The sequence below is a fragment of the Clostridium collagenovorans DSM 3089 genome, from assembly GCF_900130005.1.
GTDB classification, from domain to species: domain Bacteria; phylum Bacillota; class Clostridia; order Clostridiales; family Clostridiaceae; genus Clostridium_D; species Clostridium_D collagenovorans.
Window position 1 is genome coordinate 1 of the sequence record NZ_FQXP01000009.1, and the last position, 18,407, is coordinate 18,407.

The 18,407-nt window shown below is 26.4% G+C and carries 14 protein-coding genes and 1 pseudogene; 3 read left to right on the plus strand and 12 right to left on the minus strand.

Annotation, left to right across the window (positions count from 1 at the left end; genetic code table 11):
* Positions 1–148, plus strand: a pseudogene (locus BUA48_RS15395) (integrase core domain-containing protein); the annotation flags it as partial.
* 285 nt (positions 149–433) lie between these two features.
* Here the strand turns inward: BUA48_RS15395 and BUA48_RS11285 are convergent.
* The gene (locus tag BUA48_RS11285; protein WP_072832170.1) at positions 434–751 is read right to left on the minus strand and encodes a hypothetical protein; all 318 of its coding nucleotides are present in this window, start codon (positions 749–751) and stop codon (positions 434–436) included.
* Between the two features lie 20 nt (positions 752–771).
* On the minus strand, positions 772–933 hold the full coding sequence (locus tag BUA48_RS15625) for a hypothetical protein (protein ID WP_178138979.1): 162 nt from the start codon (positions 931–933) through the stop codon (positions 772–774).
* A 602-nt stretch (positions 934–1,535) separates the two neighbouring features.
* Between BUA48_RS15625 and BUA48_RS11295 the strand changes: the two genes are divergently transcribed.
* Positions 1,536–2,900: a hypothetical protein gene (locus BUA48_RS11295; RefSeq protein WP_072832172.1), complete on the plus strand. Its 1,365-nt coding sequence runs from the start codon at positions 1,536–1,538 to the stop codon at positions 2,898–2,900.
* 233 nt (positions 2,901–3,133) lie between these two features.
* On the opposite strand, the gene BUA48_RS11300 is transcribed toward BUA48_RS11295, so the two are convergent.
* The 9 genes from BUA48_RS11300 to BUA48_RS11335 all read right to left on the minus strand — a co-directional run bounded on the left by BUA48_RS11300 (position 3,134) and on the right by BUA48_RS11335 (position 12,651).
* The gene (locus BUA48_RS11300; protein ID WP_072832173.1) at positions 3,134–4,672 is read right to left on the minus strand and encodes a recombinase family protein; all 1,539 of its coding nucleotides are present in this window, start codon (positions 4,670–4,672) and stop codon (positions 3,134–3,136) included.
* Positions 4,673–4,691: 19 nt separating this feature from the next.
* Entirely contained in the window at positions 4,692–4,886 is a 195-nt protein-coding gene (locus tag BUA48_RS11305) for a hypothetical protein (protein WP_072832174.1), read from the minus strand.
* 125 nt (positions 4,887–5,011) lie between these two features.
* Entirely contained in the window at positions 5,012–5,662 is a 651-nt protein-coding gene (locus BUA48_RS11310; RefSeq protein WP_072832175.1) for an SWIM zinc finger family protein, read from the minus strand.
* The gene (locus BUA48_RS11315; protein WP_072832176.1) at positions 5,649–5,960 is read right to left on the minus strand and encodes a hypothetical protein; all 312 of its coding nucleotides are present in this window, start codon (positions 5,958–5,960) and stop codon (positions 5,649–5,651) included. The genes BUA48_RS11310 and BUA48_RS11315 overlap by 14 nt, the downstream gene beginning before the upstream one ends.
* Before the next feature lie 82 nt (positions 5,961–6,042).
* Positions 6,043–6,393 carry a hypothetical protein gene (locus BUA48_RS11320; protein ID WP_143147715.1) on the minus strand — a complete coding sequence of 117 codons (351 nt, stop codon included), beginning with the start codon at positions 6,391–6,393 and terminating at the stop codon, positions 6,043–6,045.
* A 23-nt stretch (positions 6,394–6,416) separates the two neighbouring features.
* Complete coding sequence (locus BUA48_RS15630) at positions 6,417–6,569, minus strand: hypothetical protein (protein ID WP_178138980.1); 153 nt, start codon at positions 6,567–6,569, stop codon at positions 6,417–6,419.
* 91 nt (positions 6,570–6,660) lie between these two features.
* A complete protein-coding gene (locus tag BUA48_RS11325) occupies positions 6,661–7,572 on the minus strand; it encodes a tyrosine-type recombinase/integrase (protein ID WP_072832178.1) in 912 nt (303 codons plus the stop codon).
* 528 nt (positions 7,573–8,100) lie between these two features.
* Positions 8,101–8,463, minus strand: coding sequence for a hypothetical protein (locus BUA48_RS11330; RefSeq protein ID WP_072832179.1), 363 nt, complete (start codon positions 8,461–8,463; stop codon positions 8,101–8,103).
* A 90-nt stretch (positions 8,464–8,553) separates the two neighbouring features.
* Positions 8,554–12,651: an NACHT domain-containing protein gene (locus BUA48_RS11335; RefSeq protein ID WP_072832180.1), complete on the minus strand. Its 4,098-nt coding sequence runs from the start codon at positions 12,649–12,651 to the stop codon at positions 8,554–8,556.
* A 382-nt stretch (positions 12,652–13,033) separates the two neighbouring features.
* On the opposite strand from BUA48_RS11335, the gene BUA48_RS15400 reads away from it, so the two are divergent.
* A complete protein-coding gene (locus BUA48_RS15400) occupies positions 13,034–13,246 on the plus strand; it encodes a hypothetical protein (RefSeq protein WP_143147716.1) in 213 nt (70 codons plus the stop codon).
* Positions 13,247–13,581: 335 nt separating this feature from the next.
* On the opposite strand, the gene BUA48_RS11340 is transcribed toward BUA48_RS15400, so the two are convergent.
* Positions 13,582–18,360, minus strand: a complete 4,779-nt coding sequence (locus tag BUA48_RS11340; RefSeq protein WP_072832181.1) for an SMEK domain-containing protein — start codon at positions 18,358–18,360, stop codon at positions 13,582–13,584.
* Between the last annotated feature and the right edge of the window lie 47 nt (positions 18,361–18,407).

The following is an 18,407-nucleotide window of genomic DNA, read 5'->3' on the forward strand; positions in this document are numbered from 1 at the left end:
TGAAAAAGCTAATAACTTAATTTCAGTTTTTATATTTCACTACAACTTTATAAGACCTCATGGTTCCTTGAATAATTGTACTCCTGCGGAGGTATCTGGTCTTACAGTTAGTGATTTAAATAAATACTCTTGGTTTGTTGCAGCATAATATTAATTTAATATCTTTGATTAGCCTACAAAAATCCATTTTATTGTAGGTCTATTTGCTACGCAATAAATTATCCAAACTTATATAATTTTCAAGGTGCGATTAATTCTACGAAATATTAAGCTATTTTTTCATATCAGCTTAACAGAATCCACATTTTAATCATTTTTCATAATTAAATTTTATATAATCCTTATACTTTCCAAGGTACTATTATCCATTCTCCGCCTTTTTCATTCGGTAACAATGGTTTATCTCTTTCACCTTGATAAACTACTCCAAATTCTAAATTTTCAACAAATATTTTATTATTACTCTCCCATTTTGCTCTACCAATACTCTTCTTAATGAAATTGTACGATCTTCTACTTCTATTAATCTATATGATATTAGTTCTTTGTTTTGAAATAGCTCTCTACATAGTTTAGATCTTAACCCATGTGACTTTTCATAATTAAACATTTTATCTAATATCTTAGAAAGTTGTCCATAATTCTTATTATCCCAATACTCAAAAATTTTAAGCACCTTTTGAATATATTCATAGTCATTATATTCTTCATATTTACCGCTCTCAGGCATAGTCATGCCAATAGTTACCATTCTTGGTTTCCATGAATTAATTATTTTTTATCTTCTTGATTTTTATTAAGTTTTGTTATTATTTCTTTAAAGTTTACTGAGTTTTGTGCTTCAACAAATCTTTCTTTTCTAGAATCTTCGCTTTTTTTATTAGTCATCCAATCATAAATTGCAAAAAGTACTACGATACACTTACTAGACACAAATATATTATCATAATTTAAATCTCTACCATGCAATATTTCATTTCTATATGGTAAATAAATACTTTTTCAGCCATCTCTTCTCCATTTTCATCATATACTTTATTTACTTCTTCTATCAATGTTGAACTTAATTTATCATAAAAATAATAATATTAATCTTCTTTATGATAAGTTTCTCCGTATCGGTAATAAGTGGGGTTTTATTTATCTCCTAATTATAGTTTTTTCACTATATTTTCAATACAAGCTACTCTATCTTCTAATCCTTTTATAAAGCCTCTAAGAAAGTACTCAAATCATATTTACAAACTATTTTTTCCATCATTAAAAGAATGTAAACAAAGAAGACTTCTCAATATAACTTAGAACACTAAAAACATCTACATTGTTAAATCTGCTATATTTAGTTCCTTTGGGTAATCCTTCCTCAACCATATTATAAGAATTGTTGCATTTTCTATCTTTTAACCTTTTAAAAATATTGATATTATTTGAAATAAATTAATATATAAAAACTTGTAATAAACAACGTAGATTACTGGAATATCTTGTGGTATAATATAGTAACTATGAATAATATTTCATGAATGGAGGATATAATGAGTAGAATAGTAGAATATTTAAAAGAAGTAAATCTAGATAATGAAGAATATCTTAACAAGTACATTTGGAATAGCACAACAGAAGAATTAATTATAATAATAGAACATTTTAAAAAATTAATTGAACAAGATTACATAATAAAAACGTATAATCCATTTACTTTCCTACCTAATAATGAATTATCTGGTACCGGAGGATGTTCTGAATTAAGCTGTAAGATTAAAAGAGCTACTAGATTTGCCATCTTCTCAAGTTTATATGCTGAAGATGTATATATTCAATTGAATTTTATTACTAACCCACATTATGAATTTGATATAGAAGAAATTAATTCAGATTATGAAAGTTATTTTTACTTTCGCTATGATTTACAATGTGATATAGCAATTTTAAATACATATTCAAAATTAATTGAATCAGGAATTGTTCATATAGCTCCACCTAAAAATTTATACTGTAAAAATTGTTTTCAAAAGCAACTATTAGGCTCAGAAAATTTTATTGATATTGAACCAATAAAAAAATCAATACTAACTAAAGTAAAATTGTATATTGATTCTTATGATAAATATAATAATTTCGCAACATTTAAAGTTGAGAATATAGATGAATTTTTCCCGGAACATGGACAAATATTTACCATACCCCCAAAAGATATAATTAAATTGCCGAAGTCTATAAGAAAAGCTGGATCATTAATTACAGATAAAAATTTAATTAATGATTTTGTTGATAATTTTGTTGAGGAAGAGTTTGTTTCTTCATGTTATTATGCGTCATATTGTAGGAATAATAATGCTAAGTTCATTACTAATAAAATTTCAGATGGTATGTTTATGGAATTAACCAATCAAAAAAACAGACCTAATCATGGATTAGATTATTATAATGCCATGCCTAAATACGATATGCCATTCGTAGCAGATATCACCATCGAGAAAGCGCTTCATTTAAGAGAGGTCGAAGGTGAGTCATTTAATAAATATAGAGTTGCTTTAAATAAATCTATTTCTCAACAATGTAAAACAAATTCACCTGTAGAGTTACGTGATATATATGATGATATTTTATTCCCAGCATTTTATGAATTAGATGAAAAATTAAAGAATATTAGAAATGGCTTTTTTAAAAAGACATTTTATGAAATTACACTTTTGGGAACTGTTATTTCAGCAGGGCTTTATACAGGGCTAATTCCTAATAATATGACTGATATTATGAAATCACTAGGCATTGGTACTAGCGCATCAATAACTGTAGGACGTCAAATTTTTAGTAAGGCTCCATGGAAAGAAACACTAAGAGAAAATGATTATTACTTTCTATGGCAATTAAAAAGGAGTATTGATAAAAATTTATAATATAGTACTACACTTGTTTGATATAACTTTTACTGAGGAAACTTAACACAAAATCTTGACTTAACTAATACGAATGCTTACATTTATTTTATATGTTATCTAATCTACCTTCAACTATTTAACGGTAGCAAAATTAATTCTAATGACATACAAAATTAGTAAAAACCTATGAGATTTCTTCTAGCTTCAACCTTTGATTACTTTAAATCTATAGATAATATAAAAAACCTCATTTACTTATGGTGCGGTTCACCGTGACCTCGTTGAACCAAAAATGGTGATAATTTAAAGACTACATCTATGTAGTCTTCAAACACCATAACTTTCTCTACATACAATGATATAAATTTCTTTATAAGTTCCTTATCCCTTTGCTCTAATATCTTTTTATGCTCCTTAAATACTTTCTTCAAATAAGAAGCTGTTATTGGTTCTGTTTCTGGATAACTTAATTTAGTCTCTTCCATTTGTATAATTAAACTTTCTTTTTCTTCCTCTAATTTAGATAGCCTGTCCATTAAGCTAGCATGTCTATTTCCTTCTGCAACTGCTAACAAAATATTTTCTATGTCTTTTTCTATTTTAGATAACTTGTTTTTAGTAAATTTTAATTCATCTTGCATTTGCTTTCCTTTGGCATTTGAAAACTTACTTAACTCTTTTACTAAATAATTTATGACATTATCACTAAAAATAACTTTCTCCATCTCAGTTAAAATATATTCTTCTATTATATCTCTTTTTATGCTTTTAATATGATCTTTACTCTGACCTGATTTGGAAGTACAACGATACATTATATACCTTAACTTATCTCCATTACTTTTGTAATAAGATATATTTCCATTCATTTTAGCGCCACATTCTCCACATTCTATCAACCCAGAAAGTAAGTAAATTTCCTTAGCATTATAAGTATTATGAATTTTTTTATTCCTCTCCATAATTCTTTTAACTTCTTCAAAATCTTTTTTATTAATAATAGCTGGCATTCCACCATCTATTTTAATTATTTGATCTTCCTTTTTAGACTTATGAGAATTTCTTTTTCCATCAACATTCTTTGCTTCTGCTTTATTGTAAGTATAAGTTCCAATGTATTTTTCATTCTTCAAGATATCTTTTATTGTAGATACAGTAAAATTATTTCCTTTGGACGTTTTTAAACCCCTTTTATTTAATTCATTAATAATATCATTATATCCTTTTCCGTTTATATAAGAATCATATATAAATCTTATAATTGGAGCAGTTTCTTCATTTATTATATATAGCTGAGTTCTTGAATCAACAGTATATCCAAGGGGAGGTAATCCCCCATTATGTCTAGCTGTTCTCGCATTTTCTAAAGAACCCTTCATTACCTCTCTAGCCAGGTTTTTTGATTCATACTCAGCCATCCCAATTAGCAAAGATTCCATTATGCCACTTTCTGGGCTATCATCTAACTTTTCTAATACACTTAATAGTTTAACATTATTCCTTTGCAATTTATGTTTATATTTTGCAGCATCATACTTATTCCTGCTAAATCTATTTAATTTATGAACAATGACTGCATCAAATATCTTTTTTCTACTATCCATAATCATTTGCATGAACTCTGGTCTATTATCTTTTGTACCACTCATTGCTCTATCTACATAAGTTTTTACAATTATCATATTATTTTGCTTCGCATAATCCCTTATTGCTCTTAACTGTGCATCTATGCTCTCTTCCCTTTGGTTATCAGAACTATATCTTGCATATGCTACAACTCTCATTTTCATTTTATCTACTTCCTTTCTTCTATTGTAATTTCCCTTCCTTTTGTAAAAGGTTATAAAACACTTCTAAAATAGGATCAAACATTTGCTCCATGTAATCTTCATCTATTTCAATGCTATCTAATACTTGACTGCTATTAGATATATAACATCCATTTTCTAAATTATCTCTTGTCACCCTCGTCTTAACTCTGTTAAAAGTAAATGTATCATACATATCCTACATCACCTCCAAATTCAATTTTCAGACAATATACGGATATAAAATCTAAAATCAAATTTTCAGGTGATATTTTTTTATATTTTTTTAGCCACTAGCTTTAAATGCTAATGGCTATGATTTTATTTATATCTTTTACAGGCAATAATATGCTTGCAAGTTTCTCTATTGTAATAAAAATACTTGCATGTACACATATTATTTTCTAGGTTTACTCTAAACTTATTACCTTTTATAGTTGTTACTATAAACTCTTCTTCATTAATATTTTCTATCTTTAAGTCTTTAATATCTTCTTCCCATTTTCGTAACAATATAAATTTTGTATATACTTCACATGCTTTTCTGTAATTCTCTAATGTTTTATGCGCCTTATTATCTTTGCTATTGATATACTTGAATTTTACTGTTCCAATCCTACTTATCATATCTTTTGCATTTTTCAATTCTGCTTTTAAAATTTGTTCTATTTTAGTTATTTTTCTTTTATTTCTAAAGAGTCTATTTAGTATATAAATAACAGTGGTATTATCATTATAAATTTTGATTTCTTCTTCATTACTATTGTTATTTGCTAAATATTCTAGTGCAAACACTACGGAACGTAACTCTAAGTATATCGTTTCATTTATTCTTTTTTCTATAACTTCTTTAGATAAATCAACTTCTTCAACATCTTTTTTAATAATTGAATTATCTTCTAAAACCACAAAACCTATTAAGCAATAGGGTTTTTCATTTTTAGAACTTGCATCAGTACTAATCTCCAGCATAAAAATCTCCTGTATCATCTTTAATAAACTTTTCTATTGTAAAAACCTCATATCTTTCATTCCTAGCAGCAATTTTTATGCTTAATTCTATTTTTGCACGCTCTAATTCAATTTCATCACTATCTTTTAATAAATTATATAAATCTTGTACTATCTTTAAAATTAAATGATTGTCCTTATTAAATTTAGTAATTTTATTTCCATCTTTTCTTAAAATCCTAAATATAAGCTGTGCATAGTAACTATTTTCTTTTGTTAAATCATCAACATCATAATATTTTATTTCGGCCTCTGCCATACAGTCTCACCTCCCCTTAAACTGGATAATACCGCAAAAAAGCACCCTTTACAGGATGCTTTAAGCGTTGTTAGCGCAATGTTTACAATTTAAACTTCTTATCTACTCTTTTAGCAAATTCATCTTTTAACTTTTTAATATTTTCTGGTGTCTTATCTTTTTCTATAATTCTATTTAATGTTTCTGCAATATCTATCCCTAAAGCAGCTGCTTTAAAATCTATATACTCCTTATTGCTAGGCTTTAAATAGAAACTATATTTACTATTCTTTTCAAGTAAATTAACTGGATTATTTTCCTTAGTAACTGATAACTTCTCTTTACATTTCGAACATCTATTAGCAAAATAAAATCCTTGTCTGTCTCTGGTAAATATCTTATCTACAACACCTTCATCATGTGTATCTACAAATTTATCATCTATAATTTTCATTATTGTAATCCAATTCTTACAATTTACACATTGCATCTGTAACTCATTAGTTTCCACAACATATCTGTGCCTATTAAATGCTTTAGCAACCAAAGATGGTACCTCTCTACTCTATCTCCATTATCATCTATAACATACATAAAATCCTTGCTAAATTTTATAAATTCTTTCTCCATAACACATCTCTCCTTTAATCTAAAAGTTTAATGCATTATATATAGTACATATCATACTTTCAACTTTTAACCATATATTTTTAATAAATATCTAGTTTAAATATATTTCTGTAATGCTTATTCTATAATGACCTAACTCTCTACTTACAATTTTTCTAGCTTGCAAGTCTGTTAATCCCCCTCTAATAAGTTCCTTATATCTGTTTTGACAATAAAAATGGCGTAATCCATGGAATGTTAATTGTTTATCTCTATCCAATGCAAACTTATCTTGGTTGTTATAGATAAACATTTGTATATTCTTTATAACCTTATGTGTTTGCTCACCTTCTCTTATAAAAACTTTATCTCCTCTTTTTGTATTATTATATAACTTTTGAATTAAAGTTTTATCATTTACAGGTACATCTCGTACAAGTCCTCCCTTACCTTTAATAGATATCCTTCCTTCTTGCAATGCTTGTCTTAAATGATTCTTATCTAATCTACATACCTCATGTAACCTAAGTCCCAATTGACTACTTAGTCTTACCATATCCCCATATCTCTCTTGTCCTACATCACTTGCATATCTATCAAATGCTTCTATCTCCATGGGTGACCACGCCTTATTATCACCTATTCTTTCTTCCTTACTTCTACTAATTACACCTAATTTATTATTGTTGGGTAATTTACTGCTATCATTTCCAACTTGATCATAGAAAAAACGTATTGCTGAAAGATTTGTAGTTACATATGATGTAGAGTATCCAACATCTTGCATAAATTCTACATATGCATATAAATGTTTAGGTTTTATATTATTTAAATTCTGCTTTTTAAATACATCAGCTATAAATTTTGCAAAGTTTTTAACTCCATCCTCATACCTTTCACGTGTTTTGTAAGATCCTTGATTACAATGTCTAAATATCTTTTCTACTTGAACACATAAATTATTATAAATATTTTGTGTTTTTTCATCTAATTGCCAATCATATTTATCAATATTTTTTCTCATATATACCATCTCCTTTAATAATTTTAAGACAGTATACATACTTCTTACCTATTATCAAATTATTGTATAAGATTTTTATAGAAACTTAACCAAAATTTTTACTTATTATTTTGTTTCATCAAATTTTCAAGTAAATCGTTTCGCTTATCCCTTACGGGATAAGGATTTACAGTCCTGCTGCAAATCGTCTCAGTAAAACTGAGACGATTTGCTATGTACTAAAATTCATCTGGTTAGTAATAAGCCCGTATACTTACCTTTGCAAGCGTAGCTATATTTATAAATAAATATAGCTACAACGGATTGCAGTATCAAACACCATAGGTGCTGCTATCAAAGCTAACACTGCTAAATAATTGTTAATTCCTATTTATAATCTATAATAATCCCTTTTTATAAGAGTTGTTCTGTTTAATTTTTCAAAATAAGTTTCACTAAATAATAATTAAATACCTTTATAAAATAAAAAAATACCTTTAGATATAGTTAAACTATATCTAAAGATATTTTACATTCTCAAATATTTATTTAAAAACCTCCAAATTCATCAAAGTATTCATTTTCTATACCATATGCCTCTTCCAACTTTTGATCTGTCCTTAATTCCTGATTTTCTACTACTTTTAGCATTTTATAAAAGTATTTTTTTGAATTTATGCTCCTATTTCTAATTTTACACCCACTACAATTATTAAATTTGTACTCTTTTTCTAATTTATCAAACATATAATCTGTTACATCTAATAAATTATCTTTAAACATTATATATTCACATTCACAACCTTCACCACATACCAATCTTGCTGTATCCATCCCTAACATAAAACAGTGTTGCTCATAAACCCTCTCCCTATGCCCACAGTAATCACATTTTTTGAATTTTCCATACATAAAAATCAACTCCTTAATTAATTATTTTTCATAATATAATCAAGGAGTTGCACCATTTCAAATTATTACTTAATTTTTTTCAAAAAAACTTTAACATAACAAAAACTCTATACATCTGATCAATGAATCAAATGCTTTAATGCAATTATATTTATCGCCTATAAATCCATATATTTTTATTAATTCAGAAAAACCATCATGACCTCCTCCACTATTAATTAAAAATTCAATCATATCATTTTTAGATTTAATATTTCTAAGAGCTACTACAACTGTCATCCAAAAATTATGGCTATTAAAAGAAATCATGTTTCCTGGATAATATGATTTTTCAAATAAATTAAAGATCATTTCTATATCCCCATAAATTTCAAAACATTTATCAATAAGCAACTCATTCACTTCAAAAGTATCAATGCTATAATTTGATTTTAATTGAGTAAAGAATTCATCTAAAGCTTCCCTTGTCTTTATTTGCTTTAAAATACTCAATACATCTACTAACTCTTTCTTCTCTCCTTTAGGTTGCACTGTTATTTCTTTCCTTTTTGTTATACTAGATTCATTTCCATATCTCAAGAATAGCTTATCATATATTTCATACTCTTCTGTATTAAGTTCTCTTCCCCATCCAGCATAATCCATTGAATCAATTTCCTTACATGCTTTCTTAAAGTATCTACTTCTATCTAAATCAGTATATAAATCAGAGTTTGAAATTCTTAAATACGCTTTTATTTTATAATAAAAATAACTACTATCAATCTTTTCATGGTATCTATCATAATCAGCTGTTAAATTCTCTAAACAACGCTCTACTTCACTTACATCTATTCCCCTATATATTCTAGCTAGTACATGATCTAAATGGATCAAATTATAAACTTCTTTTTTTGATACTATAGTTTTGTAGTAAAATTCAGCCATACCAAAGTTGTATTTATTTAACAATTTCATTACCATACTATGCGTATCATTTTCAATATTATTCTGATTCATAATATTAGTTATATTTAGTATTCTTTTTAAATAGCCTTTTAAAATATCATCAGATATCCAATTATTCTTTAAAAATACTTCTAATGAATCTATTAATCTATAATCTCCAATAGTGTCTTTTCTATCATTCATTCTTAGAATACCATTGCTTATTCCATTAAGTAATAACTCGTAACTGCGTTTGCTATTATGTTCTGATAAAATAAAAGATAACATAAACATACACTCACTTGTACTTGTATAATCAATATCTTTATAAACTAAATTCGTATCTAGCTTATTTAAATCTGAGGCAGATATTAGTTGCCTATACCTAATTGGATTTAATAATTTCATAATATGATAAATTATCAAAACACTGCCATCTTTTTGTATTCTGTTAATATAAGCTATAGCCCCTATAATATCAATATCTGAATTATCTGTTAAAGCTAAAGCCTTGCCTATTAATATTTTAATGTAATATGCTACTTCACTATTTACCACAACATTGTTTATAGAGAATTTCACAAATTTCGTAATAGAACAAGTATTTTTTATCATATCTATAAGTAATGAATATGTATCAACATATTTTTTTATGGGTATCTCTATACTACTCAAAAAATCTTTCTCATCAAATGAATATAGAATAAATGCCACTGTATCACAATGTTCCTTCCAAAATATTGATGATGTTAACAACTTAGTATTGCATAAAAATTCACTAACTATTTTAAATTCATTTTTAGAAACTTTTATACCTAAAATATTCTTCAAAACAATATTTATTACTCCACTAAGTGTTTTTATTTTAATCTCTTCATGTAATTTTTTCTCCAATACTTGCCTTAAAACTTTATTAACAAATAAAAACTTTATACATTCTGGTTTAGCTAAAGCTATGGCAAATACACTCAATTGATTTAAATTCATTTTATTTATAATCTCTGTGCATTTATCTGCTTTATACAAAATAACATTATAATATAGTGAAGATAAATATAATAAGTCTATCTCAATATAACCTTTAAATAAGTTATCAATATTAACTTTTTTTGATTTACTTAATATAGTCTCCATTCTTTCATGGAAATCATTTTGTTTTATTACTATATCAATATATGTTATATTCCTCCATACTAAATTATTATCCCTTTCAGATCCAGTATTATAATAGAATTTCTTTTCACTTGCTAGACTCATAATTTCATCATAATTTTCTAGCATACTAACTAAATATTTATGTTTATTTAATTTATGCATCATACTTATTAGGGATAAGTAGCTTTTAAAAAAATATCGTAACTCATCGTTATATCTTAATTTAATTGATGTACTAGATAAATGCTTTAATATGCCCTCAGGTATATGTCTAAAAAATCTATTAAAAGGTAGAGATTCATCTTCTATTATATCTTCAAATACTTCATCTACTTGAGATGCAATTGCATAGGTAATCCAATCTGACCAAAAATAGAATGAATTATCTACTCCCCACGCTCTATCATTACCTAAATAAACATTAATTAATCCAATCATAAATGCAAGTGACAAATCTTTTTTCTCTTGTGCCTTATTTTTAAGATATGGAACTAACATTTTTTCAAATAGCTCATTATTTACGACAATATTATGAGTTCGTAGATAATTTAAATCATTACTAAATATAGATTCTAGTTCTAATATAACAAAATACTCCATAAATCTCTTATGTTGATAAGTATAGCTATAAGAATCATTAGAAGAATTAACATCAAAAAAACTATCTATTATATATCCAACAATATTATTTAATGAATCATAATCACATTTTGGAAAATACTTCTCTACTATATTATACAATTCAGAATAACTTACACTTACAGTATCTTTTTCAAATAAAGAAAAAGATATTTTTTTATTTAATTCAATAACTGCATCTTCCTTAGGATATGGTAAATTTAGTGTTTCTAAATACTTTTTGTGATAAACCCCTCCAATAATTTCATTTATACTATATTTTATAAAATTTATTAATGACGTTGTGCTATTTATTTTATCAATATGACTCCATAATAAAGATACTGTAAGAACATCTTTTACATTTCTTATAAACTTAGGATTTTCACATTCTAGTTTTGAAAGTTTCTTAATCTTTTCTTCATTAAATTTGTTTTTAAAATAATAGTGAATTTCCTCAACACCAATATTCATTATTTTATATTCAATTATATTTTTAATATTTGATCTTAGAATATACTTATTATAGCTTGATATTCTTGAAGATATAATTACCTTATTTGTAGCATCACTTCCTAATAACTCCTCAAGAAATAATAAAGTAGAAGTTATCATTACCCTTGGCACTTCATCTAACCCATCAAACAAATATATATATTTGTTATTACTAATTCCATTAGAAACTTTCTTTCTATACTCTAATACAATATTCTCTAAATTTTCTAATGCTATATTATTTAAATTTATAAAAATGGGTATGGCCCCAATGCTTTCAATCTTTTTTATCTGATTCTCCTTTGTGTCTTCATCTATTCCACCATAAATATGTAATAGTTTACACATACATATGCTTTTTCCAGTTCCAGCTGCCCCTGATAAAAGATATATTTTTTTATTAGACTTTATAATTTCATTAGCACATTCTGTTACTAATTGAGTTTTTTCTAAAGAATTAACTTTTAATTCAATATATTCCCTTGATTGTAAAACTGTACTCATTCTAATACTTTTAGAATCTGAAATAAATCCTAGTATATCCATTTCTCCAAAATAAAATTGAGCTAGATCTAAATTATTAGGTTGATTCAATGCTATTTTAAAGTTATTTGGTAAAAACCATTCAATAGTAACCCCCTTTTTCTTACACTTCTCTTCTATCCTTACCGCAGATTTACACGATGTTCTAGCTTCTTGATTTAAATAAATAATTACATAATCAAGATTTTCATAAGCATCTAAAGACTTATCTATTGAATGCTCAATTTGATTATAATCAATACCTTTTTCAAAAAACTTTGACTGAAATCCACAATATTTCCCCATTGAATTCTTAATAGGTTCTGTTTCTAATCCAACTTGGTTAAAATCAGTACGTATCCCCTCAGTTATTCCATATCTTCGACAAAATAAAAAATAACACATATTTTCAAAAGATTCTGTTGCTTTTGGATTCTTAAGTTCAAACCTTTTCCAATTAATATCAATCATATAGCTCCCCCTATTTATTTAATGTTCTTTTAATATCCATCTTAATTGTTAAACTACCTAAACACACCCATTTTACTCCTTAAACTCACTACCTATATTATAACATTCTAAGCTTAGACTTGTTGTAAATATTAAATTCTAGTCAACTAATGATAATTTTTATAAAAAAATCTATATGAAAACTTAAAATGAGTGAAATTGCTGTTTATATTACATAAGAATTAAAATTCAAATAAGAAGGGAAATGATTAAAAATGAAAAACTTTATTAATTTAAACAAACACAGAGATATTATTACTATCACATCAGAGATGAAAAAATAACATTAAATATTGCTGATACTAACCTTAATACTATTGATGCTCAAGTTATTATTTCACAAATGAAATCTATTTTATTTAGTTCATTATCAACGGAAATACTAAATGCTGCTAAGGTACATTATAAAGAACTACTAGCTATTATTAATAATTCTAGTAATTCTAAGGCTATTGATGTTATTTATTCTAAAATGCAAGTTAATTCTGATGGTACTATAAATACAGATAGTATTACTATTAAAGATCTACAACTATTAAAGATCTACAACTATTAAATAGTATAATTGAAAATGATACTTCATCTGTAATAATAAATGATGCTTGTGATCTTATTGATGTGATAAAAATTTATAAAAAGTTTTAATGGAACTAGAGTATACTATTTAAAGGATCAACGCCCAAAACGTTGATCCTTTATTATCATGTAAGTTTATAATTCTTTTCTATAACTAAAAACTCATTAAACTTTTAGAAATTTGTATCAATATATGTTAATATATTTCCAGCTAAAATTACATTATTACGGTCATTGTATTCTTTATATGTTTCATTTACATAGCTTTTATATGAATCTTCATAAGAGTCTTGTAAAATTTCACTACTTATAAATTTAATGGACTCTAAATTCATCTAAAATTGTAGCTGCTTCTTCGTAATTTATTTCTATAAGCATCTCTAAAATTTCTTCAAATGACTCCGTCAAATCATAATCATCTTTTATAATATCACTAAAATTTAAGTAAGCCTTTGTTATCAAAGTTAGAACAATCCATTTTTTCTCTCTTACTATCCCTGCAAAAGTATTAGTATATAATTTATTTGTTGGTAGAATATTTTTGAATGCATCTCTTACTGATAAAAGTATCTCTGGCAGTAATTCATCTAAATGAAGTTTATAAATCGTATCTAGCATCTCTTTTAAATGAAATCTACCATACTTGCTGAATAAACTATTTAAAAATTGCTTATCTTGATAAGAATACCCTGATGAACATTTGCTCCAATCTCCGCTCCCTCCATACCTTGTAATAGATAGTATAAGAGATTTGTATAACTTGACTTTAACTTGTTCTTGCTTTATTTCTGCAATCCTACTTTCTAGCGAAAAAATAATATCCTCACAATTACCACGCTTTTCTTTGTTACTATGTGAATCAAAGTACTCTGATAGTAATACTCCAAACACATCCAGATAAAACTCTATAGTTTCGTTAGTAAACATCGAAAAATCAACCTCTGTAAATAATATATCTAAAACTATAGTCCTCCTAGACTCACTGGCAGTTATTTCTCTTTGAAAAAATTCCATAACCTCAAAAAGTTGATAAACTCCCAGTATTTCATGACTATTATGATTGTTATCAGCTATTTTCCATATATTAATCATACCTTTAAATATCTTATTAACAAGCATTGCAAAATTGGTATCACCTAAAGTTAAACCACAGTTAATAGCATAACACATAGTGGAAATATCATAATTATCCATATCAAAATTTACTAAATCAAGTGTAGTGTTATTATATAAATATTCTGAAATTATTTTATCACTCTGACCTTTATATTTTTCCCTCTTATCATTTTCTATATAGGAATCAACACCTGAAAGTTTTGGTTGTGTATTTGGTGTAAATTTGAAATTTTCATTTTTTCTATATTTATATATATATTCAGCATTAAATTTTTGATGATTCATTTCATCTTCTGCAAACTTACAGATTGTATTAAATACAGACTTTGCAAGTTGTTCATTTGTACTTAAATATACTTTCGCATAACGTGCTATTTGCGCTACTACGCCATCGTGTCTCTTATATAATATTAAGTCCAGAATTAGTTTCTTTATTTGTTCCTTGATTGTATGACAAACATTTGTATCTACCTGTGAAAATAGCACCAAAGAATGACTATATTCAAAAATAAAGTTCTGCATTAAAAAGTAACCTTTTATTCCATCTATCCACAATTGACTTAATCTTGCTCTTATGTCACTATCTAGGTCCTTGTCACTTAAAGCCATAGTAATTAAATCAACAAGAATTTTATCATAATTTTGTGGAATAATACAAATTACTCTTTTTTCTAGAATAAATTCTATTGCATCAAGCGAATCCTTTAATTTAAATTTATTTTCACTTATCATTTGATTGTAATTATTAATTAATTTTGCAATATCCTTTTCAGGTTGTCTTTGTTTCTCATTTTTAATTGTTATTTTCTCAGCTTCTCCAGTAATAGTTGGATATAATGCTATAGTATTGTTGTCAATCTTCACTACATTTGCAGTTCGTAAATCCATTTTTTGAATTTGCAAATGATTAGTTGCGTTTTCTTTATCATTTGGTACGACCGAATACAGATAGTCTAAAATCTTGTAACATTTTATCTTGATTTCATCATTACCAAAAATTTGTATATTACTAACATAATCCAATAAGTTATATTGATCAATATTCTTCTTATTATATCTGTCTGCGAGTGGAAATGGTATACCTACCTTCATAAACATTTGTTTTTCAAGCATTTCCTTCACTGGATTATTTATTGATAAAGAAAATCTTGATAAGTCATTATGGATGATATAAATATTTGTTGCTAGTTCTAATGCATAACCAGGTAATTTCTCAAAAAACTCCATTCCTATATCAGCAATTATTGTTAATAATGCTATATTATTAGATTTTTCATAGATACACTCCCTAACATTTTCAGCGAATCTAACTGTTTCTTTATTCACTACAGCATCATTTTCTATTACACTTCTCAATTCTTCTTTCAAGCAATATATTAGATCACTTATAACTATTGGCATACTATGTTGCTCTGTCGTTACTAGCCACATTTCCGGCAAACCTAGGTAAGTTTTTTTTATATTCTTATCTATATAATTAATTTCATATTTTAATAAACCACCTTCACATTTTCCCTCTATCTCTAATACTGCATTATTAACGAAATTAATTGCCCAATTTAATCCTATCCAAAAATTTCTTCTGAATAATATATGAAAAAAATTGCTTTGTATTACATTGCTCCTACTTGATTCATTCTCATACGCTTCTGCCTTTTCACTTAGACCATACTGGTAATATATACCATACCTATCCCTACCATCCCCCCCCAACTCATATTGATTATAGTTTTTCACTGGGGAATATGTCCAAGACATTTCTGCAAGATTGCATAATTCCGTTGGTAAATATTCAGCTAGTTTCATATGTTTAAATTTAAGGGTATCTACAATAATATCTTCCGCGAATCTCCTCTCTCTTCGATTATTTCCCTTATAGTAATATACCAGTTTTTCCCAAAACCCTTTTATCCACTCAACTGAATATTCTGCCATTTGATAGACAGGCGTAAGTAACTCATTTATAATATCACCTAATTTATAATATTCTCCACTTTTAAATTCTTCTATATGTTTATCAATTATATATTCCAAAATCTCGCAAGCTTCTTCTGCAGTTTTCTCCTCATAAAACTTCGACTTAGAATAATCTGTACAAATTTTTTCTACATCTGATAGTATAATTTCATTTTTTTTGTATAGTTTATTATCTAAAATTAAATTTATTAAACTCAATCTACCGTTTCCACTAGGTTTTAACATTATATAATTCGGATACTTCTGAAAGTAATCATTACTAATCTCAAATCCATATAAATTTGTTATTTTAATAAATTCATTTATCATTCCATTTCTAATGATCTTTTGTCCATATTCACTAAAAAATTGACAACAATATCTCGACTTTACTAACCCTATTTCAGTTTGCATTCTCCAATCGTTTGGCATGTTAGTTGAAAAAACTAATTCATATAGAAATCTTTCTCTATTATCCTTCGCTAATAATTTATTTGAAATCCAAATTTGATATCGTCTGTAAATACATCTACCTAATGTTTCTATTTCATTAAAAAAGTCTTTATAATTACCTTTACATTTATTAAATTCATTATCCAAATACTGTTCAAAACAAATATCCTCAAAGATATCATACTTTAACCTAACACTCTTTAAGTTTCTAACTAAAACGCCTTTTGAAACAAGCTCTTTTATTATTTCAGTATCATAGATACTACTAATTGCACCAATTGAAAACTCCTTAGCTCTAGTAAAGACTATAGAATTAATTACCTTCTCAATATCACTATCATCTAAACAAATTATATGTTGCCAGATATGATCTCTTAATTGATTCTCATCAAAAATATTATCAATGTTAGCAATTTCTGAAACTATTAAATTTATATAGAATGGTGATTTCAGAAGTTCAGCATATGATTTCATTTCAAGCATTCTTTTTATAATTGGGTATCTTTCCGCAATTTCAGTTTGTTCTATTATTGTTAATTCTGGTACCTCATATGAATAAACGGAGTAATTACCTTCAATTTTTATAAAAGCATTCTTATCATTTGTACGACAAGAAGTAATTATTTTTGCTTCTGGATATTCCTTAGTGCATTCATAGAGTACACGTAATACATCAAATTTTGTACGCATATCAGCAATAAATTCTAGTGAATCTATAAAAAATATAATAGGCTTCCCATTCAGATATTTAAGCGTCTCCCTAACATTAAATCCCCAAATATTATTTATGTCATTTTCCTCTAAAAAGCGTTCTGCTCTTGCATAAATAACATTTTTCTCTCCTTCAACAATATTTTTACAAAGAACAGATTTCCCACTTCCTGCTGATCCTTGTATAGAAATATATTTATGATTTTCCATCTTTATCTTTGAAATAAGTTCACTTCTATCTATCTCATACTCGTAATTTATTTTGCAATCTATATTAGCTAACCCAATACTTTTACTGTAATCTACAGCCTCTTTATATTTATATGAATTATCTTTAATACTCTCAATTTCCTTTTTAAGTAATTCATATAAAGCAATTTGGAAATTCATATCAAATGTTGCTCTTTGAAGAATATCCTTTGTAGTTATTAAGTCATTTGATTTAGTAAATGAAATATTACCTATCGAATCATTACCTATGTAATCTCTTACTTTTTCCTCACTATCATTGCTGAGCATAAAGAACTTTACATTTGTTAATTTATTAATTTCAGTTTTCTTTGAATCCCGGATGCTTTCAAGTGTTTTTTTTATTTTAGCTGGAATATCTTTAGCAGTACTTACTTGAACATATATTTCCATATCCTGAGATATCAAATCAACACATGGATAAGTATATGTATCAACATTTAAATTACTTAACCTTTGCCCAAAGTATAGACTTCCTACCTCAATTGCAAACAACTCAAATAATTTAGCAGCATCAAAAAGACCATTTATATTAAGTAACTTTATTTTCTCTTCATATGCAGAAATATAATCTGCTATAAATTGAATTCTCTCAGCTGATTTTTTCAATTCTCCCCCACCTCATTTAACATTAATTAAATGTCATTATATTTATA